Origin of the sequence: Pseudoalteromonas rhizosphaerae (genome assembly GCF_902498845.1) — a bacterium.
GTDB lineage: Bacteria > Pseudomonadota > Gammaproteobacteria > Enterobacterales > Alteromonadaceae > Pseudoalteromonas > Pseudoalteromonas rhizosphaerae.
Genome location: NZ_CABVLM010000006.1, coordinates 83,531 through 104,556, shown reverse-complemented (window position 1 = coordinate 104,556; position 21,026 = coordinate 83,531). Strand labels below are relative to the sequence as shown.

The following is a 21,026-nucleotide window of genomic DNA, read 5'->3' as shown; positions in this document are numbered from 1 at the left end:
TCTTTGGTAGTCATAAATATAATGTTCAATGACATACAATTATTATGCCTAACTTAAGTAGATTTTTGCTCTACGTGTTTATTTATATCGGTGATGTGAGGGTTTTCCTTTAATGTTTTTATTAAATCATTATAAGAAAAATCAACTTTATTCAAAAAGTGATCATAAACAGCGGTAATTGCTTTGTAATCGTCTGGTTCATCAAGTGTTAGGCGAAAGTGGCTATAATCTTCATGCGCACTGAATGTGTGGGTCGTTATGGTATTAAATTTTGCCATGCCTAACGTCACATGTTCACGATCGGCGGGTGATGTGGCTTTTAAATAAGTATTTTCTAATAATTTGAAAGAAAAAGCACAACAATCTAGGCCCCTAGGGTAACCACTGTGCGGGCCTAAATTAACCATGTCATAATTTTGACTAGTTCTTTTATTAATTACTTGCGTACAAAGCACTTCATCAATCAGTGGGCAATCACTGGTTAACCTAACTATGGTTGTAGTTGATTGAGCATCATAGTGTTTAGCTGCTAGATAATAGCGGCTTAGTACGTCTTGTGTATCTCCTTGGTAGGTTTTAATATTCAGCTGTGTGCATAAATCCAAGATAGGCTGCTCAGTGCCATCATTAGTTGTTGCGACAATGATTTGATCGTGCCAGTTTGGTAAGCGTTCAAGCATAATTTGTAACACGGGTTTGCCACACAGCGGCAACATCACTTTGGCAGGCAATCTGGTTGATGTCATACGTGCTTGAATTATTATTAATACATCAGACATGGTCACTGGTAATCGTAATTATTATTGAGATAAATATAGCAAATCATTACACTCTTGCACATAACTTAAAAGTTAAAATCCTTTTGGATCAATATAGTTTATCAAATTGTAAGCTATTGTAGATAATTAGGTATGAAATTTGCTTTGATTTAATGATTTTTTGACAGTGCAATTTAAGGGGCGCAAATGGCGTTTAATTCTGAAATTACCATCGATGGTAGAAAAATTGGGCTAGGTCATCCTGTGTATATTATTGCCGAAATGTCAGCAAACCATGGTCAAAATTTAGAGCAGGCGAAAGCGTTAGTTAGAGCCGCAAAAGAGGCCGGAGCTGATGCGATAAAGTTACAAACTTACCGCGCAGATACTTTAACAATGGATTGTAAATTACCGCATTTTGAAGCAACAGGTCCATGGCAAGGACAATATTTATATGATTTATACGAAGGGGCATATATGCCATGGGATTTTCACGCCCCTTTAATTCAGCTGGCGAATGAAATCGGTATCACTATTTTTTCTTCACCATTTGATGATTCTGCAGTCGATTTATTGGAATCTTTTGATTCACCTGCATATAAAATAGCTTCGCCAGAGTTGATAGATCATGATCTGATTCGAAAGGTGGCTGCGACTGGAAAGCCGATGATTATGTCAACAGGTGGTGCAACCCTAGCTGAAATAACTGATGCGGTTCAAGTTGCAGAGCAAGCAGGCGTTAAAGAGCTGTGTGTATTAAAATGTACTAGTACTTATCCAGCTCCCGCGGAGTCGATAAATTTAGCCACAATTCCTCATCTAGCGGATAGTTTTAAATGTCCTGTAGGACTTTCTGATCATACTTTAGGGAATGATGTACCCATAGCATCAGTCGCTTTTGGCGCCCATGTTATCGAAAAACACTTTGTATTAAGCAAAGATAATGAAACGGCTGATAGTTTTTTTTCAATGACACCAGATGAACTTAAAGCATTAATACATGGTGTTCGACAAGTCGAAAAAGCTATTGGAACAATACATTATCCCCTTAAACCTTCACCTAATCGCCGTTGCTTATACACGACTAAAGATGTTGCATCAGGAGATGTTTTAACCATTGATAATGTTGCGAACCTTCGACCGGGTGGTGGTGAGTTAGCCCCGAAAGAATTACCGAATGTTATTGGTAGGAAAGCGCGCCTGTTTTTACCTCGTGGTACACAGTTATGTTGGCAGGATATGGAATAATTAGCATGATAAACGAAGAGCTGTTGCAGGGTTTTTTTTGTGATTTTTTAATCGCACGAGGTATTAGTATTTCAAAGCAAAATATTAATAATTTTAATTTTATTGGCTCAGGTAGCATTGATTCATTTGAAATTCTTAGCATGATCATGGAGCTTGAGATGCTTACAAATATTCATCTGAGTCCAGATGAACTTATGGATGAGAATAATGCAACCGTGGGTGGTTTGATTGAAACGCTATTGAGTAAGCAATGAATATTGTAGCTCGAGTTTCTACGTGTTTAGGCATTGGACATTTAATGCGTATAAAATGGCTGTTGCTTGAGTTGCAGTCAAATGCTCAGGCAAGTATAACTTTGGTTTTGGATATTCAAAAAGCTGATGTAGCGCCTTTTATACAAGAACTAGTATGTGATGATATACATTTTGTTGAAACGGCGTCTCAACAAGATATTGCTACTTTATTAAGAGTAATAAAAACCTCAAATGCTGATTTGGTAATACTGGATCATTACGATTTAGACGTTGAATATGAAAAACAAATTTATAGCGAGGGCAATAAATTAGCGGTTTTTGATGACCTTGGCAGAGACCATTATTGTGACTTTTTATTCGATGCTAAGTGGATGGGGGAGCTAACCCAAAAACGTTATGATAAAAAATCACCAGCAAAAACTCGTCATTTTTTAGGGCCGGATTTTTCATTATTAGCTCCCTCTTTTAGCCAAGCGTTGGCTTTGGATACGCACGTTTCGCAAAGTAAAAATAAAACGAATATTTTTTGCTCTTTGGGTGGCGGTGGCGATCTTTGCATTTTTGCATCATTAGTTAATTCTGTACCTCATTATCTACATAGTCGGGTCCAGTTTACGATTGTAATTGGTCCGAAAGCAGAAAATAAACAAGCGATTATTCGCCTTGAAGAGAAATTTAAAAACATAACGATTTTATGTTCTCCCTTGTCTCTAGCAAATGAATATCGCAATACTGATCTATTTATTGGAGCATTGGGTACATCATTATATGAACTGGCCGCATTAAAAGTACCTGCAATTACATTTTCTATTGCAGTTAATCAAGAAAATGATATTACCCATTTACAACAGTTAGGACACTTTCTACATTTAGATAAATTTTTAGATTCTCATGCGATCTTATTGGGTACTCGTTTGGCAGATCTTATTAGTTATTTACCTCGTATTAAAAGACTACGTCATAAAGCTACCGTTACTGTTGATGGCTTAGGTGTAAAGAGAGTTGCTGCAATTTTGCAAGCGCAGCCGTATCACGTCACTGATATAAATGTCCAAGTAGGAGCAGTAAACTACATTGGCCAACTTACAACAGAATATGCAGTACGTGAGGTTGAGGATAGCGATGTAAATAATTACTTAATTGCTAGGAACTTACCAAGTAATTCACAGAAGATGACTGTCAGTAATGATATTCCAAGACTCGATCATTACCTATGGTGGTTTCGAAGTGAAAGGAAATCATACGTTGTTGAACAAAGAGGTATTCCTGCTGTTTATGTATGGCATCAGCATATATCTGAAAAATCGAATGATTATTTATATGGTGGATGGTTTACGGCGTGCAATGATGTGCCTTTTAATTTGGCTATGCTGACCCTTCAATGGCAACTTGAGTTTTGTAAAGCGAGTCATCCCAATGCTATTTGGCTTGCGGTGATCCATAAAGACAACAAATTTGTAAATTTGCTAAATCGCTATATGGGATTTGTGGCAATACCAATACATTCAAAAGAATATAAAGTAACGCAACAGTTATTTCCTTTGGCCGATGAGCAGTTTAATTTTGTAATGTGGGACCCAAATGCACAATAAAAATATATACCAGCTTGTTCAATCACATACGGTTACTCAACCTGAGAAAATTGCGTGTATATATCAACAGACCCAAATTAACTACCAACAACTAATAAATAAGGTTGATTCTTTAGCTGCTGGCCTGACTCAGTTAGGAATTAAGCAAGGACATAAAGTTGCGTTATTTTGTCCAAATAACCTCGAGTTTACATATTGTTTATTAGCTGCGGCTAAACTGGGTATTGCGCTTGCGCCATTACCACTAACTCTTAAAGGACAGGCTTTATCAAAAGCGTTACAAGTAGCTGATTGCGAGTATGCTATAGCATGGATAAGTGTGGCTGAACAACTTGTTAATAATGATGTTTTAGCTTCCGACAATATAATTACGATAGGTGGCAATAGTGATAACTTGATTGATTTGGTCAATGTAATGTCTGCATCCACGGCGCAATATGATGAGTTTCCAGTAGAAAATATCAATTTACCTTATATTCTTACCATGACTTCAGGTTCTACTGGTCAACCTAAGCCAATAGTATTTACTCAAGCGACTAAAATTGTTCGCGCATTTGATGCGACGGCTCAGTATTACCAATTAGATAAAAGCGATGTTGTGTTGGTTTCAACACCTTTATATCATTCACTTGCACAGCGCTCTTTACTGATGCCACTAATGTTGGGCGCAAGTGTAGTTATTTTACCCAAGTTCTCAGTTAATGCTTGGCTTGATGCAATCAATACTCATAAAATTAGTTTTTTATTTGCTGTTTCAAGTCAACTAAAGGCCTTGATCCCAGAGTTAGCAAAAGCGCAGTTAACAAGCTTGAAGTGTGTTGTATCATCTTCTGCAACGCTTGAAAGCGACGACAAAAAGTCACTGTTATTAGCCTTGAATTGCCGTTTTCATGAATGTTATGGGGCATCAGAAATGGGGGTGATCAGTGATTTTGATATAACCGAGCCGAATGTACCGATCAATAGTGTAGGTAAGCCTTTACCAAATCTGAAAATAAAAATATGTGATGCTGAACGTAATACTTTGTCTAATGGTAATATCGGTGAAATAGCTTGTCGCTCACCAACTGCGTTTGCACAATATTATAACTTACCAGAGCAAACTGCGCAGAGTTACGACAGTGATGGTTATTTTTTTACTGGTGACCTTGGTTATTTGGATGATGATAATTATCTTTATTATGTTGGTCGAACAAAAGAAGTTATTAAATCGGGCGGGGTCAATGTTTACCCGAGCGATATTGAGTTGGTAACTAATTACTTACCTTGGATTGCTGAGTGTGCGGCTTTTGGAGTAAGTGATGATAAATTTGGAGAAGTCATTTTATTATCTTTTGTTTGTAATGATATTGCGCCAGTGAATGCAAAAATGCAGTTGCAAATGCATTTATTCAAAGAACTTACTGACTATCAGCAACCGCGAATTTTGTTTGAGATGAAAAGGCTGCCAAAAACCGAAATGGGTAAAATCCATAAACCGAGTATCAAGCAAGCATATCTAGAGAGTTGTAATTAAGCGTATTACACGCTTTCCCAGCCAAGTGTTTGTGTCGAACGTTTAGCAGCAGCAAATAACTTTAAGCCATCTGCGGCGTGTTCTAAACCAAATACGTATGGTTGGTTATTTTTTTGCCCTAGTTGAAAACATTGTAAATCTTCAGCGATGTCGCTGTATAAGTTTGCAAATGCTTCTACAAAACCAGTGGGATGGCCTGGTTTCATGCGGTTATATCTAAATTGGTGGGCGTAGTCGCACTGACCCGCTCGGTCTAATATCTCTCGCCTACCATCATTAAAATTTAGTTCTAACTCATCGGGGTTGAGCTGTAACCATTTAACACTTCCGGTATCTCCATACACTCTGATCTGTAAACCGTTACGATGACCAATAGCCGTTTTTGACATCCACATGCTGCCTTTGACGCCACTGGCATACTTTACTAGCATTTGTACGTCATCGACTAAATTAGCATATTGAGAGTGGTTACTAAATTCAGCTAATGTGTGAGTTGGTTCCTCACCCAATAAAAAGCTACTTAGGTGATGAAGGTGAACACCTAAATCTAAGCAAATGGTTGGTACTTCAGCATCTCGCAGACGCCACGCCTGCGGTTGTGATGTTTTTCCCGCGATATCGGGGGGGCGGCGAAAGCCTTCTTGCGGCATTTCTAAATGAATTTTTTGAATTGTTCCCAGCTTTCCTGAATTTATTAAATGCTTTAACTCACGTACCATTGCGTAGCCACTGTAGTTAAAAGTAACAGCTAAAAATTGTTTCTTTGGATCATAATAAGGGCGAAGAATTGCAATTTCTCGTGGTCCACAAACCATCGCTTTTTCACAGATTACGGGTAATTTTTTTTCGAATAAATACTGTAAAACTTCTAAATGATGCGGTGTTGGAGTGAGCACTACAAAAGCATCAATGTGACCCTTTTCAGCTTCGACCATTTCTTTCCAATCTGCGTAAACACATTCTGCTGGGATCCCCCAATGAATACCTGTAGCTTGATTATTTTCTTGATTACGACAAAAGGCACCGGCAACAACTTGAAATTTATGATCCATGTGAGCTGCGCAAAAGTGTACATAGCCAACAGCTGACGTGTTACCCCCGCCAATAAAAGCAAGTTTGAAAGTCGGGTGAGTTTGTAACATAGTTGCCTCAAGGTTCATTAAATAATATGTTTATATCGTCAAAAAGGTTGAAAACTTTAATTTAAGATTTGCTGTAGAGTGTTCAGTATAAAATGCACTTCTTGCTCTTTCAACGATGGATGAAGAGGAAGGGTGATAGCACCTTGATAATATTTTTCAGCATTAGGGAAATCACCAGCCTTAAAGCCTAGAGCTTGATAGTATGGCTGTAAATGTATTGGAATATAATGAACGTGGCCAATGATCCCTACTGCTCGAAGCTGAGTTACAGCGTTTTTATGACGAGTTGCGTCGCTATTATTAAGTTGAATTATGTACAAGTGATAAGCGGAATAACAGGTATCAATTTGTTGCAATGGACGAACCAAATTTAAATTAAGATGTGTATCATATATTTTAGCAAGGTGATGTCGCTGCTTAATAAATTCGTCAACTTTACTTAGTTGGCTAAGCCCTAACGCTGCGTGTAAATCAGTCATTCGATAATTAAAGCCAAGCTCGATTTGCTGATAGTACCAAGGCCCATGGCTTGCATCGGTCATTTCACTTTCATCTGATGTGATCCCATGGCTTCTTAATCTTTTTAAACGCTTTGCTAAATTATCATCATTTGTAACCGCCATACCGCCTTCAGCTGACGTGATGATTTTCACAGGATGAAAGCTGAATACGCAAATATCTGAAAACTCACAATTACCAACAGGCTTATCTAAATATTTAGCACCAATGGCGTGAGAGGCATCTTCGATAATTTTAAAATCATATTTAGTAGCGAGCTGATAAATGGCTTGCATATCGCATGATTGACCCGCCAAGTGTACCGGTATTACAACTTTAGGTAAGCAGTTATTTTTTTCTGCTAGGATCAGCTTCTGCTCAAGTTCCTTAATCGACATGTTGCCGGTATCTAAGTCAATATCAACAAAGTCAATCTTAGCACCACAATAAAGTGCGCAATTACTTGATGCTACAAAAGAAATAGGAGATGTCCAGACTATATCGTTTTCTCCAACGCCTAATGCTAGGCATGCGATATGTAACGCCGATGTTGCACTATTTACTGCAATGCCATGCTTTACTTTACAGTAACTAGCAATGCCAGCTTCAAATGCGGGTACTTTAGGACCTTGCGTGAGCCAGTCAGATTGTAAGACATTGAGTACCGCATCAATATCTGCTTGGTCAATAGATTGCTTTCCATATGGGATCATAAAAGTGCCTGAATATTAAAAGCTGCTATTTCTTCTATCGTTAAGAAGTGGGGGTTACTTAAAGAACTATATTCAAATCCGATCTCAACTTTCCTACCGCACTCATTTAATGCATTTGTATCAAAATTATTGCTGCGACTACTAAATTTAATGCCAGGTGCAATCACAAAATGATCATCAAATTCGTAGGTATCAAAACACAAATCAGAAGGGCACATCACCTCATGTAATTTTTCGCCCGGGCGAATACCGATATTTTTTTGTGGCAGGTTTGGTGCCATTGCTGTTGCTAAATCAGTAATACGAATTGATGGGATCTTGGGAACAAAAATTTCTCCCCCTAACATCCTCTCAAAGTTAGTTAAAACGAAATCAACACCTTGCTGAAGGCTGATCCAAAAGCGGGTCATTTCTTCATGGGTGATAGGGATATGGTCGCGGCCTTGATCAATAAACTTTTGGAAAATAGGCACTACTGAACCGCGCGAGCAGACTACATTACCGTAGCGAACAACTGAAAATGTGGTGCGATTACCACCGGCAATATTATTAGCGGCAACAAACAATTTATCGGATGCTAATTTTGTCGCACCATATAAATTAATTGGGTTGGCTGCTTTATCAGTAGAAAGCGCAATGACTTTTTCAACATTATTGTCTAAGGCAGCATCAATGACATTTTCAGCACCATTAATGTTAGTTTTGATGCATTCCATCGGGTTATATTCTGCGGCAGGGACCTGTTTAAGAGCTGCAGCATGAATAACGTAATTTACTCCACGCATTGCACGGCGTAAGCGGTCTTTGTCGCGAACATCACCGATGAAGTAACGCATACATGGTTGATCAAAGTCTTGCTGCATTTCAAATTGTTTTAACTCATCACGAGAGAAAATAATTATTTTTTTTGGCTTGTATCGCTCAAGTAACGTTTTTACGTATTTTTTACCGAATGATCCGGTACCACCGGTAATTAAAATTGTTTTGTTATCGAACATAGTTTTACCCAAGTTATTTATCATTGGCGTAGTTATAGTAAAAAATGAAATACGCAAAAAGTGAAATTTAATACACTGCTCAGTACTTTACCTATTAACAGAGTAGGTTAGCAAGCACGATGCCAAGTTAATTTAATTAAACAATGGTACAAAGTGCAAAATTTGGCAAATTAAGCTATAATTTAACCAATCAGCGTGTCGGAGCCTGTTATGAAAATTCAATCACCAGCAACTAGTTTTTTAAACCAAACACAGCAAACCAGTAACAAGCTTGCAGAGCAACTTGCTACGGGTAAAAAAGTCAACTCTGCGGCAGATGATGCCGCGGCATTGCAAATTATAGATCGGTTAACCTCCCAGCAAGACGGTTACAGCCAAGCGGTGAATAATGCCTATGATGGTATTTCTTATTCGCAAGCGACCGAGTCAAACTTGTCGGGTGTCAACGATGCTGTCTCGCGTATTCGTGAATTATCTATTCAAGCAGGTAATGGCGCATTAAATGATAATGACCGTGCTGCTTTGCAAGAAGAAGTGGTGCAATTACAAAGTCAGATTACAGAGACGTTTGAAAATGCCAATTTTGCAGGTAAACCTTTGTTTGATGGTCAGTCGGTGTCGTTTCAAGTTGGTCCAGATGCGAATGCAAATCAAACGGTTACTCCTTCGGATGGTAGTTTTGCATCAGTAATATCAACAATTGATATTTCTACTCAAGCAGGTGCACAAGCTGCAATTGATATTAGTGACCAAGCGGCGGACGAAATTAACGCCCAGCGTGCTGAACTTGGTGCTTTTCAAAATACATTGGCTAGCACTATTAAAGGCCTGGGTACTCAGCAAGAAAATATTGCCGCGAGCCAAAGTCGAATTCAAGATACCGATTATGCTCAGGCGGTTTCACAGCAGGTATCAAATGATATTTTAGCTCAAGCGTCAATAGCACTGCGTGGCCAAGCTAACCAATCGGCTGAATCTATTTTAGGGTTATTATAACGGCTATGATAAAACAGTAATTCTTAAGTATTACTTGCAATTAGCTTAGTGTCTGTTTTTTGGCATCTATGTCAAAAAACTGCCGCTTTGTGCTTGCATCCCTGTCAAACTCGCTTACAATTTAAATTATTAATAGCTTGTAGTAACTGTGGTTCGCTAAATAATGATCTTGATTTTAGACAATAATAATAATCGTGCGATTGGTTTACATGCTGCGCTTACCTTTATTGGTGAGGCAGTGCAACTGCTTGACGATGCAAGCCTTGAACAAGAATGTGAAAAATACCAAAAGCAATCATGTATGGTGATCCTCGGTGCATTGCAAAGCTTAGATCATGAAAGCGTGATCAAGCGCCATCCAACAATACCATTTCTATTAATTGGTGAAACCCTTAAACCACTGTTGAGCATTGCCAATGTAGTTGGCCTTATCTGTGAACCTTTTAACCATGATGTAACGACTCAATTACTGCATGATTGCCAACAGTATCAACGGATGTTACCAAATGAGCATAAACACGCAAAACCGCACAAAACCTTTGATGGCTTAGTTGGTGAAACTGAAGCGGTTAAAGATGTACGCTTTTTAATTGAACAAGTTGCTAAAACGGACGCTAATGTATTAATTTTAGGCGAATCAGGTACTGGTAAAGAAGTGGTTGCTCGTAATGTTCATTTACTATCAAAACGTAATACAGGGCCATTTGTACCCGTTAACTGTGGGGCTATACCTGCGGAGCTGTTAGAAAGTGAGTTGTTTGGTCATGAAAAAGGCGCGTTCACCGGTGCTATTTCAGCGCGCAAGGGCCGCTTTGAACTTGCTCAAGGGGGGACGCTGTTTTTAGATGAAATTGGCGATATGCCGCTGCAAATGCAAGTAAAGTTATTGCGAGTGTTACAAGAGCGCAGCTATGAGCGGGTTGGTGGTACAAAACCAATTCAAGCGGATGTGCGGGTGATTGCTGCTACGCATCGTGATCTTGAACAAATGATAGAGCAAGGAAGTTTCCGCGAAGATTTATACTATCGACTCAATGTTTTTCCTATCGAAAACCCATCTCTTGCAGAACGTGCTGATGATATTCCATTATTATTAAAAGAGTTAATGCGCCGTATTAATGAGCAAAGTGGTACTACTGCTAAGTTCACTGAGCGGGCAATTGATAGTTTAAAAGAGCACACATGGCCGGGGAATATTCGCGAGTTAGCGAACTTAGTTGAGCGTATGGTGATCATGTTGCCAGATAAAGTGGTTGATATTCCCGATCTACCAGCAAAATATCGTTATATTGAAGTTGATGCTTATGAACCACAATATCCTGAAGAGCTGATGGAGCGTGATGCTTTCAATGATATTTTCAGTACTGGTTTTAGTGATTATGACGATGAGCCAGAAGTTGAAGCAATTCAGCCATCGGCAGATCTTTTACCCGATGAAGGGATTGAGTTAAAAGATTATTTAGCTGAGCTGGAAATTAGCCTGATCACTCAGGCCTTAGAGCGTTATGATTATGTTGTAGCGCGTGCAGCGGAGATTTTGGGTGTACGCCGCACAACCTTAGTTGAAAAAATGAAAAAATATAACCTATCACGAGATTAACAGCTAAGAGCAGGTGTTATGTAGTAGGCTTTAGGCAAAAATTAACCAAGGACGATGGAGATTACACCTGTAGAATGGGTTTCGTCATTACTTGTAGGCGTTAAGCTTGCTGACGCGCACACCGTCTTTAATTCGGGGTGTGCTATGGTGAATATCACTAAAAAACCTTTTGCACAAAGAGAAGACAATGAGGGTAAATGAGAAGAAAAAATGCCACGGGCTTCGAGCGACGAGCTTCGAATACCCAAAAATCTAATACCTTTATTTTTCATAAGCGCAGCGTACTCTTAGCCTCTTTGTGAATACATTTTAATTGCGCGGGATAAACCCGCGCCAACAAGATTAATTGCGCAAAGAGAAGATTTTCTAGCACCTAGCACCTAGCACCTTTCACCTAGTATTTTTCAATAATCTCAGCTTTACGAAAACAATCATTACTGTGATCATTCACCATACCACAGGCCTGCATATGGGCGTACACTGTGGTTGGACCTAAAAACTTAAATCCCCGTTTTTTTAAATCTTTTGCAAATGCAGTTGAGGCCTCTGTGATTGCAGGGTAGTCACTAAGTTTATCTAACTCATTCACTAACGGCTTACCACCTACAAACTGCCATTGATAGTTACTGAAGCTGCCAAATTCTTGCTGAATTTCAATAAAACGTTTGGCGTTATTTATAGTTGCTACAATTTTTAAACGATTACGTATAATTGTTTCATCAAGCATTAATCGTTCAACATCGTGCTCGTTCATTTGTGCGACTTTTTCTACATCAAAATCCAAAAATGCACGACGATAGCCATCACGTTTCTTTAAAATCGTATACCAACTTAATCCTGCTTGTGCTGATTCCAGAGTAATAAATTCAAAAAGTGTTTGGTCATCATATACTGGGATCCCCCATTCATCATCGTGATAGGCAACATAGTCATCTTTACTGGTATCGAGCCAAGGGCAGCGACATAAATTTGTTGAATTCATAGTGTCTCCTTGCTTTGCTTATTTTAGTTTGTCATTTTTTTGTCGCGTTATTTATACGCTAAGCAAATGAAATTAATCAATATAATTGTTGGTACAATTTGTGCATTTAGCTAGTTAGATCCTGTAAATGAGAATGCATTATGGCCTTAGCTAATGTCTTAAAACCACAATTTATCACAGCGACCCAGTATAACCCATGTTTACTGCAAGAAGAGTACATTGGTGAGTTAAGTGAATTACGCCAGCAAGCCAGTTGGTTAAGTCATTTAGTAGATACAATGCCTGCGGGTGTTGTGGTGCTTGATGGTCGCGGTTTGATCGCTAAAGCTAATCAAATTGCAACAGACATGCTAGGGGAGCCACTCGAAGGTGAAAAGTGGTTCAGTGTGATCCAGCGCTCGTTTCGGCCCCAACAAGATGATGGCCATGAAGTATCGCTAAAAGATGGACGCTTAATTAAGTTAGAAATAACGGCATTAGCGCCAGAGCCAGGGCAATTAATCTTAATGACTGACTTAACCGAAACGCGTCGTCTACAAACACGCGTTGCACATATGCAGCGTTTAAGTGCATTGGGTAAAATGGTGGCATCTTTGGCACATCAAGTGCGAACACCACTGTCTGCTGCGATTTTGTATGCCGCTAATTTAGGTTCAAAGCGGTTACCCGAAAGCTCGCGAGGCAATTTTCATACTAAGTTAATGTCGCGTTTAAAAGATCTCGAAACCCAAGTAAACGATATGTTGTTGTTCGCAAAAAGTGGCGATCAGCAAGTTGTTGAACATGTTTCCATGCAGCAATTATTAACTGAAGTGAAAACTGGCGCTGATGCTATGATCGCACTTAATAATAGTGAACTACAGGTCAGTTTACCTGAGCCTGATATCGAGATAATGGGTAATAAAACTGCGCTTGCTAGTGCCATTCAAAATCTTATTCACAATAGTATTCAAGTCGTTGGCAGTAATGCACTCGTTCAATTAAGTGCGCAGCGGGATGTGAGTGATCCCGAGCTAGTGTGTATTACTGTAAGTGATAATGGCCCTGGGGTCGATTTAAGCTTACTTGATAAATTATTTGAACCATTTTTTACTACCCGAAGCCAAGGCACAGGTTTAGGCTTAGCGGTGGTTAGTTCAGTCGCAAATGCACACCAAGGACGAGTTGCAGTAACGAACAATGCTCAAGGCGGAGCCTGCTTTAGTTTACTGTTACCTATTTGTACAAAGTCAACATCGGCGGAGGCAATATGAACAACACGATTTTAGTGGTTGAAGATGATGCAGGGCTTCGTGAAGCCTTGATTGATACGCTTGAAATGTCTGGAATAGATTGCGTTGCGGCTGACAGTGCCGAGCAAGCTATGGTGCTACTTAAAAAAGACAGCTTTTCGCTGGTCGTGAGCGATGTGCAAATGGGCGCGATGAGTGGTCTTGATTTACTGCGCAGCATTAATCTTAATTACCCTGATCTACCGGTTTTAATGATGACAGCGTATGCGACTATTGATGATGCTGTTGAGGCTATGCGGTTAGGGGCAATTGACTATATGGCCAAACCGTTTGCGCCCGAAGTGCTACTTAATATGGTAAGCCGCTATCTACCTGAGCCAGAAAAAGAAACAGATGGCCCGATTGTCGCTGATCCGAGTAGTATTCAGCTATTAGAACTTGCAAGTCGGGTTGCTAAATCGGATGCCAGTGTGATGGTGCTTGGTCCTAGTGGCTCAGGTAAAGAAGTACTCGCACGCTTTATCCATGATAAATCAGATCGCGCAGAGCAGCCATTCGTCGCAATAAACTGTGCTGCGATCCCTGAAAATATGCTCGAAGCTACATTATTTGGCTACGAGAAAGGCGCGTTTACTGGTGCGATTCAAGCTTGTCCGGGTAAATTTGAGCAAGCACAAGGTGGCACAATTTTACTTGATGAAATCACTGAGATGGATTTAGGCCTACAGGCTAAGTTACTACGCGTATTACAAGAACGCGAAGTTGAACGTTTAGGTGGTCGCAAAACTATTAAGCTAGATGTGCGTATTTTGGCTACCAGTAACCGTGATTTAAAAGAGGCTGTGGCTAAGCACCAGTTTAGAGAAGATTTATATTATCGGTTAAATGTATTTCCGTTGATGTGGCGTCCACTTTGTCAACGTCCAGGCGATATTGTCGTGTTGGCAAAGCATTTAATTGAACGTCATCTCAATAAAAGCAAAGAGCCTATCGCTGTTCTTAGCGAACCAGCAGAGAAAAAATTATTAGCTCATACTTGGCCAGGTAATGTGCGTGAACTGGATAATGTGATCCAGCGTGCGCTGATATTACGCCACGGTGATATGATTGACGAAAGTGCTATTTTTATTGAAAATTTAACCCAGACACCTCTAACTGCGGCCTTATCAGCAAGTTTAGTGCCGGTTAATTCAGCACCAGAAAGCACTACTTCGGCGGTTACAAGTTCACCAACTAATGATGCTTATTATGATCTGCAAGCGCCAGCAATAAAAGCGACAGCAGAACGCAATCAGCTGCGTGAAGAATTACCAAGCTTGGATTCGGGAAGTTACAAAGATGAACTTAAAGATAAAGAGCATAGAATTATTTTAGAGACCCTAAATCGTTGTCAAGGCAAGCGTAAAGATGTAGCTGAAACATTAGGGATCAGCCCACGAACATTACGTTATAAATTGGCACAAATGCGTGATTTGGGGATCACCTTACCTGCTTAAGCCTCTATAATTTTTGTTTTCCTTCACTATTTAATTTACGCTCAGCCTTGCTGGGCGTAAACTTGTCAAAACTCTGACAACAAAAACACACCTCAAACGATTGATATTAAATGATTTGTTAGTTGGCATGCTTTGTGCTTTATTAAGTTATTAGTAAACTGCATCGTCAGAGACAATTATGAAAATTCAAAACAGCGCATTATTTCAAGAAATGCAATCTATGGCTCTCGAAGCTGGTCGTAGTAATCAAGTAAACAAATTACCGACGCAGGCGCAGCCTACTTCGAGCGCCCAATTTGGCGATTTGTTAAGTGATGCTCTCAATACAGTGAATGGCCTTCAAGCTGATGCAAAACAAAAAGTAACAGCAGTAGAAATGGGCGACCGAAATGTGTCATTAGCGGATGCGATGATCGCATCACAAAAATCATCGGTTGCCTTTGAAGCTACTGTACAAGTTCGTAACAAACTTGTAGAAGCCTATAAAGAAATCATGAACATGCCTGTTTAACTAGGTAGTGGAGAATTATTGTGGCGCAATCTAATCAATCAACAGATCTTGCTTTGGCCGGCGGCGGTATCGACCAAACTGATAATGACGATCAACAAGAACAAAAGTCAGGCTATTTAAGTGCATTAAACGGCGTTGATGTATTACGTCAGGTCACTTTAATTATTGCATTAGCGATTTGTTTAGCGATTGCTATTTTTGTGATTATTTGGGCACGTCAACCAGATATGCGTCCACTTGGAAAAATGCCAACGGAAGAGCTAATTCAAACGCTCGATTTTTTAGATGCACAAAAAATTGACTATCAACTTGATGGCAATGTGGTTTCTGTTCCTGAAAATGAATATCAAAATATTAAATTGTTAATGACCCGCGAAGGTATTGAGCAAGCGCCGAACTCGGGTACTGATATTATCATGCAAGATATGGGTTTTGGTGTTAGTCAGCGTTTAGAGCGTGAACGTTTAAAGCATGGTCGTGAACAACAATTGGCGCGCACGATTGAGGAACTACAAAATGTCACGCGTGCAAAAGTATTATTGGCAATCCCGAAAGAAAATGTTTTTGCTCGTCGTGAGAAAAAACCATCCGCAACAGTGGTATTAACTTTAAAACGTGGTCGTATGCTCGGTAGTGAAGAAGTGGACGCCATTGTTGATATTATTGGTTCAGCAGTGCAAGGTTTAGAGCCGTCACGAGTAACTGTAACAGACCAAAATGGCCGATTACTTAATTCAGGCTCGCAAAGTGCGTTAGCTGCTCGCTCACGCAAAGAATACGATATTGAACGTAAACGTGAACAAGAATATCTAGATAAAATAGATGGTATCTTAATGCCAGTTATTGGCATGGGTAACTACACTGCACAAGTCGATTTAAGTATGGACTTTAGCGCGATTGAAGAAACTCAAAAACGCTACAACCCTGATTTACCAGCGGTACGCAGCGAAACCACTTTTGAAGAAAACAACATCGGCGGGTTAGCTATCGGTATTCCTGGCGCGCTGACAAATCAGCCTCCAACAGATTCAAATATTCCTGAAGTTGCCGGTCAAGGTGGTGCAGGCTCTGGTTCATCACCCAGTCGCACTCATAAAGAAGCGACACGTAACTATGAACTTGATACTACTATCTCCCACACACGTCAGCAAAGTGGTGTTATTCGTCGAATTAGTGTGTCTGTGGCAGTCGATTATGTGGCAAAAGTGGGGGAAAATGGTGAAACGACTATGGAGCCTCGCTCAGTTGAAGCACTGTCAAATATTCGTCGTTTACTGCAAGGTGGTGTGGGTTTTGACTTACAGCGTGGTGATGCATTAGAAGTAGTGACAGTACCGTTTGTACGTGAACCGATGGACTTAGCTATTGAAGTACCACTGTGGGAACAAAACTGGTTTATGAAAGTTGTGCGTTTAGTGCTTGGTGCGTTGGTTATCATAGTGCTAATTATGGCGGTGGTTAAACCTATGTTGAAACGCTTGATTTACCCAGATGATACCCTTGAAGAGTATGATGATGATGCGCTTAGTTCTGGTGTAGATATTGGTGATAACACCCTAGATATGCTAAATAAAGATTTTGATTCTGCTTCGGTTGGCTTCTCAAGTGATGGTACACTACAGTTACCAGACCTACATGGCGATGAAGACTTATTAAAAGCTGTTCGTGCCTTGGTAGCAAATGAGCCAGAACTCTCCTCACAAGTTGTGAAAGCGTGGTTAACTGAAGATGACTGATCAAGAACAAAAACAACTGCCAGCAGCGTTTGATGTTGATAAATTAGACGGTGTAGATAAAGCAGCAATTTTATTGCTAAGCTTATCCGAAGAAGATGCAGCGCAAATATTAAAGCACCTTGAACCTAAACAGGTGCAAAAAGTGGGTATGGCAATGGCGGCGATAGATGATCTATCGCAAGCCAAAATCAGTGCCGTGCACAACTTGTTTATAGAGCAAATACAAAGCTTTAGTACGATTGGTTTCCAATCAGAAGATTTTATCAAAAAAGCGCTTACTGCAGCACTTGGTGAAGATAAAGCGGCAAGCCTGATAGATCAAATTGTTATGGGATCCGGTGCCAAAGGCCTTGATTCATTGAAATGGATGGACTCAAAGCAAGTTGCCAATATTATTCGCAATGAGCATCCGCAAATACAAACTATCGTTTTATCGTATTTGGAGCCTGAGCAATCGGCCGAAATTTTAGCGCAGTTTCCTGAAAAAGTGCGCTTAGATTTAACCATGCGCATCGCCAACCTTGAAGAAGTACAACCTGCGGCTTTACAAGAATTGAACGAGATCATGGAAAAACAATTTGCCGGACAAGCTGGTGCGCAAGCTGCGAAAATGGGCGGCTTGAAAGCGGCGGCTGATATTATGAACTACCTCGATACCAATATTGAAGGTCAGTTGATGGATTCTATCCGTGAGCATGACGAAGAGATGTCGCAACAAATCCAAGATTTAATGTTCGTATTTGAAAACTTAATGGATGTCGATGATCGTGGTATTCAAGCTATCTTGCGTGAAGTCCAACAAGATGTACTGATGAAAGCCATCAAAGGTACAGATGATGCATTGAAAGAGAAAATCCTCGGCAATATGTCAAAACGGGCTGCAGAGATGCTTGCTGATGATTTAGAAGCAATGGCACCTGTGCGGATCAGCGAAGTTGAAGCCGCGCAAAAAGAGATCTTATCTACGGCACGTCGTCTCGCTGATTCAGGTGAAATTATGCTTGGTGGTGGTGGTGGTGAGGAGTTCTTGTAAACCATGAGCAAACCTACTCAATATCAAGGTCGTCCTTTACGTGCCAGTGAAGCAGTTGATGAATTATTAGAAAACTGGCCAATTCCAGATGTCACGCAAGACACTCGAAAATTCGATGGTCGTTCAACGGCGTTTGGTACACCGCTGGCCGATTTATATCGTAAAGAGCTTGAAGAAAGTGAACAAGCACTAGAGCCCGAAGAGCCTGAGCTGCCTTCGTTAACGATGGCTGAGCTGGAACGAATTCGTCAAGATGCCTACGAAGAAGGCTTAAAACAAGGCCACGAGCAGGGTTATATTGATGGTTTTGAAAAAGGCGTAGGTGAAGGAAAAGAAGCCGGTTATAAAGAAGGCATTGAGCTTGGTAAAACACAAGGTCAAGAAGAAGTAAAACCACTGATTGAAGAACAGCTAACGGGTCTAAAAGCATTGTTAGATAGTTTGTCAGCGCCATTAGCTAAAGTCGATGATGACGCCGAAAAGCAACTTGTACAGTTAACCGTAATGCTAACCGAAGCGTTAGTTTATCAAGAAATTAAAACCTCCCCTGAAATCATTTTGCAAAGTTTAAAGCAGTGTATCGATGCGTTAGCCAATGAGCAGCAAAGTGTGCGTATTCATTTACACCCTGAAGACATTGAACTGGTTAAAAATAGTTATGGCGAAGCTGCACTAGCTGAAAACCATTGGCAGTTAGTTGCAGAGCCGACTTTAGATCGCGGTGGTTGCCAAGTAAAAACACCACAATCATCTATTGATATGACTATAAAAACCCGCGTCAAAGAAACGTTGGATAGTTTTTTGCATAGTAGTGGTATCTAACTCCATTTTTGGTTTGCAATGAGTTCTCAACCACGCCCATTAAGTGAACGCTTACAACAGTATCAAAAACATATTCATAGTCCAACGCCTGCTGTTGCGGGAATTTTAACCCGTGTTGTAGGGTTAACATTAGAGGCGAAAGGATTACGCGCGCCAGTTGGCAGCCAATGTAAAATTGAAACCATGAATGGTTTTGTTGATGCTGAAATTGTTGGTTTTAATGACCAGACGCTTTACTTGATGCCAAATGACCATATTTCTGGTGTACTACCTGGTGCGCGAGTGATCCCACAAGTAAATGATACCGGACTGCCTGTTGGTATGTGTTTACTTGGTCGTGTTGTTGATGGCTTAGGGCGTCCGTTGGATGGGCTTGGAGCTATTAAAGCAGAGCATTACTTAAAATTTGCACAAAATTCCATTAACCCATTATCTCGACGACCAATTACGCAGCCGATGGATGTTGGCGTACGCGCTATTAATTCAGTGATAACTGTTGGCCAAGGCCAGCGCATGGGGCTATTTGCAGGCTCCGGGGTGGGTAAGTCGGTATTACTGGGTATGATGACCCGAGGCTCAGAAGCTGATGTAATAGTTGTTGGTTTAGTGGGGGAGCGTGGCCGCGAAGTAAAAGAATTTATCGAAGAAATACTCGGTGTGGAAGGGCGTAAGCGTTCTGTCGTAGTTGCTGCTCCAGCCGATGCATCGCCATTAATGCGATTGAAAGGTTGTGAAAGTGCGGTAACTATCGCGGAGTACTTTCGCGATCAAGGTTTAAATGTTTTATTGCTACTGGATTCTGTAACGCGTTATGCCATGGCGCAGCGCGAAATAGCGCTTGCGGTTGGTGAACCACCGGCGACTAAAGGTTATCCGCCTTCAGTATTTGCAAAGCTACCCGCGCTGGTGGAACGTGCTGGTAATGGCGGCGAAGGGCAAGGCTCTATCACAGCGTTTTTTACTGTACTGAGTGAAGGGGATGATATGCAAGATCCGATTGCTGATGCGGCGCGAGCCATTTTAGACGGTCATATCGTGTTATCCAGAGAGCTCGCTGACAGTGGTCATTATCCTGCTATTGATATAGAAAAATCGATTTCACGGGTGATGCCACAAGTTGTCTCAGAAGCACATATGCAACAAGCGCGAGTGTTAAAACAAGTGTATTCAATGTTCCAGCAAAATAAAGATATGATTACTTTAGGTGCTTATCAAAAAGGCACCGACCAAATGCTTGATCAGGCCATTAATATGATGCCAAGAGTGAATGCATTTTTACAACAAGGCATGAAGGATGTGATCAGCTATGACGATGGCCTACAAGGGCTTGCGCAATTATTAGGACAAGCATAATGGCAACAAATAAGCTCAGTTTATTGCTGAAAATAGAAAATGATAAAGAAGAAGCTTTACGGATAAATTATTTACAAGCGCAGCAAAACTTGCAAGGCAATCAACAAAAATTGCAAGGCTTGAATAACTTCCGCTTAGAATATACTCAGCAATTACATGTAAAAGGAAAGTCCGGTTTAAGTAGTGCCGGGTTTAGTCAATATCATGCTTTCATTGCCAAAATCGAAGAAGCCATTCGTCAACAAGCGAATACAGTTAGTACTGCTAAACAAGTTGTCTCACAACGCCAAAGTTTATGGCTGAAACAGCAGATTAAGGCTAAAGCGGTTGCTAAATTAATAGAAAAACAGCAACTTAAAGCGAATGTGATCGCACAAAAAAATGAACAAAAAATGCTTGATGAATTTTCCGCAAATCAATTTTACCAAAGACGTCGCGTTTTATAGTCTATTGCCCAAAATAGGGTTATTTATTAATTCAAATCAGCTTAGGCATATTATTTGCTTGTTTAATGTAATAAGTATTTATTCTGGCAAACTGCGGCGG

The 21,026-nt window shown here is 40.3% G+C and carries 19 protein-coding genes; 14 read left to right on the top strand and 5 right to left on the bottom strand.

All coding sequences use genetic code 11. The features are described 5' to 3' along the window. Positions 1-53: 53 nt before the first annotated feature. Complete coding sequence (locus tag PSR9079_RS10955) at positions 54-779, bottom strand: cytidylyltransferase domain-containing protein (protein WP_149981519.1); 726 nt, start codon at positions 777-779, stop codon at positions 54-56. Between the two features lie 186 nt (positions 780-965). Between PSR9079_RS10955 and pseI the strand changes: the two genes are divergently transcribed. From pseI to PSR9079_RS10935, 4 genes are read left to right on the top strand one after another with little or no spacing between them, the layout of a single operon-like run. After that, positions 966-2,006 (top strand): pseudaminic acid synthase, encoded by a 1,041-nt coding sequence (gene pseI, locus PSR9079_RS10950; RefSeq protein WP_149981517.1) that lies wholly within the window; start codon positions 966-968, stop codon positions 2,004-2,006. Between the two features lie 5 nt (positions 2,007-2,011). Continuing rightward, positions 2,012-2,260 (top strand): hypothetical protein, encoded by a 249-nt coding sequence (locus tag PSR9079_RS10945; RefSeq protein ID WP_149981515.1) that lies wholly within the window; start codon positions 2,012-2,014, stop codon positions 2,258-2,260. After that, on the top strand, positions 2,257-3,852 hold the full coding sequence (locus PSR9079_RS10940) for a hypothetical protein (protein WP_149981513.1): 1,596 nt from the start codon (positions 2,257-2,259) through the stop codon (positions 3,850-3,852). The genes PSR9079_RS10945 and PSR9079_RS10940 overlap by 4 nt, the downstream gene beginning before the upstream one ends. Beyond that, positions 3,842-5,368, top strand: a complete 1,527-nt coding sequence (locus tag PSR9079_RS10935) for a class I adenylate-forming enzyme family protein (RefSeq protein WP_149981511.1) — start codon at positions 3,842-3,844, stop codon at positions 5,366-5,368. Before PSR9079_RS10940 ends, PSR9079_RS10935 begins: the two co-directional genes overlap by 11 nt. A 5-nt stretch (positions 5,369-5,373) precedes the next feature. On the opposite strand, the gene PSR9079_RS10930 is transcribed toward PSR9079_RS10935, so the two are convergent. Genes PSR9079_RS10930 through pseB form a run of 3 tightly spaced genes read right to left on the bottom strand, consistent with a single transcriptional unit; the run spans position 5,374 to position 8,719 of the window. Further along, positions 5,374-6,510, bottom strand: coding sequence for a Gfo/Idh/MocA family protein (locus PSR9079_RS10930; protein WP_149981510.1), 1,137 nt, complete (start codon positions 6,508-6,510; stop codon positions 5,374-5,376). 56 nt (positions 6,511-6,566) lie between these two features. After that, complete coding sequence (pseC, locus tag PSR9079_RS10925) at positions 6,567-7,721, bottom strand: UDP-4-amino-4,6-dideoxy-N-acetyl-beta-L-altrosamine transaminase (RefSeq protein ID WP_149981508.1); 1,155 nt, start codon at positions 7,719-7,721, stop codon at positions 6,567-6,569. Beyond that, a complete protein-coding gene (pseB, locus tag PSR9079_RS10920) occupies positions 7,718-8,719 on the bottom strand; it encodes a UDP-N-acetylglucosamine 4,6-dehydratase (inverting) (protein WP_149981506.1) in 1,002 nt (333 codons plus the stop codon). Before pseB ends, pseC begins: the two co-directional genes overlap by 4 nt. A 210-nt stretch (positions 8,720-8,929) precedes the next feature. On the opposite strand from pseB, the gene PSR9079_RS10915 reads away from it, so the two are divergent. Both PSR9079_RS10915 and PSR9079_RS10910 read left to right on the top strand, forming a co-directional pair. Continuing rightward, positions 8,930-9,715, top strand: coding sequence for a flagellin N-terminal helical domain-containing protein (locus tag PSR9079_RS10915; RefSeq protein WP_149981504.1), 786 nt, complete (start codon positions 8,930-8,932; stop codon positions 9,713-9,715). Between the two features lie 163 nt (positions 9,716-9,878). Further along, entirely contained in the window at positions 9,879-11,315 is a 1,437-nt protein-coding gene (locus tag PSR9079_RS10910; protein ID WP_149981502.1) for a sigma-54 dependent transcriptional regulator, read from the top strand. 394 nt (positions 11,316-11,709) lie between these two features. Here the strand turns inward: PSR9079_RS10910 and PSR9079_RS10905 are convergent, their stop codons facing one another. Continuing rightward, positions 11,710-12,297 carry a DNA-3-methyladenine glycosylase I gene (locus tag PSR9079_RS10905; RefSeq protein WP_145239421.1) on the bottom strand — a complete coding sequence of 196 codons (588 nt, stop codon included), beginning with the start codon at positions 12,295-12,297 and terminating at the stop codon, positions 11,710-11,712. 140 nt (positions 12,298-12,437) lie between these two features. Between PSR9079_RS10905 and PSR9079_RS10900 the strand changes: the two genes are divergently transcribed. The 8 genes from PSR9079_RS10900 to fliJ all read left to right on the top strand — a co-directional run bounded on the left by PSR9079_RS10900 (position 12,438) and on the right by fliJ (position 20,926). Beyond that, positions 12,438-13,550 (top strand): sensor histidine kinase, encoded by a 1,113-nt coding sequence (locus PSR9079_RS10900; RefSeq protein WP_149981500.1) that lies wholly within the window; start codon positions 12,438-12,440, stop codon positions 13,548-13,550. Beyond that, positions 13,547-15,025 (top strand): sigma-54-dependent transcriptional regulator, encoded by a 1,479-nt coding sequence (locus PSR9079_RS10895; RefSeq protein ID WP_149981499.1) that lies wholly within the window; start codon positions 13,547-13,549, stop codon positions 15,023-15,025. Before PSR9079_RS10900 ends, PSR9079_RS10895 begins: the two co-directional genes overlap by 4 nt. A 178-nt stretch (positions 15,026-15,203) precedes the next feature. Continuing rightward, a complete protein-coding gene (gene fliE / locus PSR9079_RS10890) occupies positions 15,204-15,536 on the top strand; it encodes a flagellar hook-basal body complex protein FliE (protein WP_149981498.1) in 333 nt (110 codons plus the stop codon). 20 nt (positions 15,537-15,556) lie between these two features. Further along, entirely contained in the window at positions 15,557-17,272 is a 1,716-nt protein-coding gene (gene fliF, locus PSR9079_RS10885) for a flagellar basal-body MS-ring/collar protein FliF (RefSeq protein ID WP_149981496.1), read from the top strand. Continuing rightward, positions 17,265-18,305 carry a flagellar motor switch protein FliG gene (gene fliG, locus PSR9079_RS10880; RefSeq protein ID WP_145239407.1) on the top strand — a complete coding sequence of 347 codons (1,041 nt, stop codon included), beginning with the start codon at positions 17,265-17,267 and terminating at the stop codon, positions 18,303-18,305. Before fliF ends, fliG begins: the two co-directional genes overlap by 8 nt. Positions 18,306-18,308: 3 nt before the next feature. Next, positions 18,309-19,127, top strand: coding sequence for a flagellar assembly protein FliH (gene fliH / locus PSR9079_RS10875; RefSeq protein ID WP_145239404.1), 819 nt, complete (start codon positions 18,309-18,311; stop codon positions 19,125-19,127). A gap of 18 nt (positions 19,128-19,145) precedes the next feature. After that, the gene (gene fliI / locus PSR9079_RS10870) at positions 19,146-20,480 is read left to right on the top strand and encodes a flagellar protein export ATPase FliI (protein ID WP_149981495.1); all 1,335 of its coding nucleotides are present in this window, start codon (positions 19,146-19,148) and stop codon (positions 20,478-20,480) included. Continuing rightward, positions 20,480-20,926, top strand: coding sequence for a flagellar export protein FliJ (fliJ, locus tag PSR9079_RS10865; protein ID WP_149981493.1), 447 nt, complete (start codon positions 20,480-20,482; stop codon positions 20,924-20,926). Before fliI ends, fliJ begins: the two co-directional genes overlap by 1 nt. Positions 20,927-21,026: the final 100 nt, after the last annotated feature.

Bases quoted from the DNA above. Each gene is read 5' to 3' on its own strand.
- pseI (WP_149981517.1), top strand. From the start codon at position 966: ATGGCGTTTAATTCTGAAATTACCATCGATGGTAGAAAAATTGGGCTA.
- PSR9079_RS10940 (WP_149981513.1), top strand. From the start codon at position 2,257: ATGAATATTGTAGCTCGAGTTTCTACGTGTTTAGGCATTGGACATTTA.
- PSR9079_RS10895 (WP_149981499.1), top strand. From the start codon at position 13,547: ATGAACAACACGATTTTAGTGGTTGAAGATGATGCAGGGCTTCGTGAA.
- pseC (WP_149981508.1), bottom strand. From the start codon at position 7,721: ATGATCCCATATGGAAAGCAATCTATTGACCAAGCAGATATTGATGCG.
- PSR9079_RS10905 (WP_145239421.1), bottom strand. From the start codon at position 12,297: ATGAATTCAACAAATTTATGTCGCTGCCCTTGGCTCGATACCAGTAAA.
- PSR9079_RS10915 (WP_149981504.1), top strand. From the start codon at position 8,930: ATGAAAATTCAATCACCAGCAACTAGTTTTTTAAACCAAACACAGCAA.
- PSR9079_RS10955 (WP_149981519.1), bottom strand. From the start codon at position 779: ATGTCTGATGTATTAATAATAATTCAAGCACGTATGACATCAACCAGA.
- PSR9079_RS10945 (WP_149981515.1), top strand. From the start codon at position 2,012: ATGATAAACGAAGAGCTGTTGCAGGGTTTTTTTTGTGATTTTTTAATC.
- fliI (WP_149981495.1), top strand. From the start codon at position 19,146: ATGAGTTCTCAACCACGCCCATTAAGTGAACGCTTACAACAGTATCAA.
- pseB (WP_149981506.1), bottom strand. From the start codon at position 8,719: ATGTTCGATAACAAAACAATTTTAATTACCGGTGGTACCGGATCATTC.
- fliG (WP_145239407.1), top strand. From the start codon at position 17,265: ATGACTGATCAAGAACAAAAACAACTGCCAGCAGCGTTTGATGTTGAT.
- fliE (WP_149981498.1), top strand. From the start codon at position 15,204: ATGAAAATTCAAAACAGCGCATTATTTCAAGAAATGCAATCTATGGCT.
- PSR9079_RS10935 (WP_149981511.1), top strand. From the start codon at position 3,842: ATGCACAATAAAAATATATACCAGCTTGTTCAATCACATACGGTTACT.
- PSR9079_RS10930 (WP_149981510.1), bottom strand. From the start codon at position 6,510: ATGTTACAAACTCACCCGACTTTCAAACTTGCTTTTATTGGCGGGGGT.
- PSR9079_RS10900 (WP_149981500.1), top strand. From the start codon at position 12,438: ATGGCCTTAGCTAATGTCTTAAAACCACAATTTATCACAGCGACCCAG.
- PSR9079_RS10910 (WP_149981502.1), top strand. From the start codon at position 9,879: ATGATCTTGATTTTAGACAATAATAATAATCGTGCGATTGGTTTACAT.
- fliJ (WP_149981493.1), top strand. From the start codon at position 20,480: ATGGCAACAAATAAGCTCAGTTTATTGCTGAAAATAGAAAATGATAAA.
- fliH (WP_145239404.1), top strand. From the start codon at position 18,309: ATGAGCAAACCTACTCAATATCAAGGTCGTCCTTTACGTGCCAGTGAA.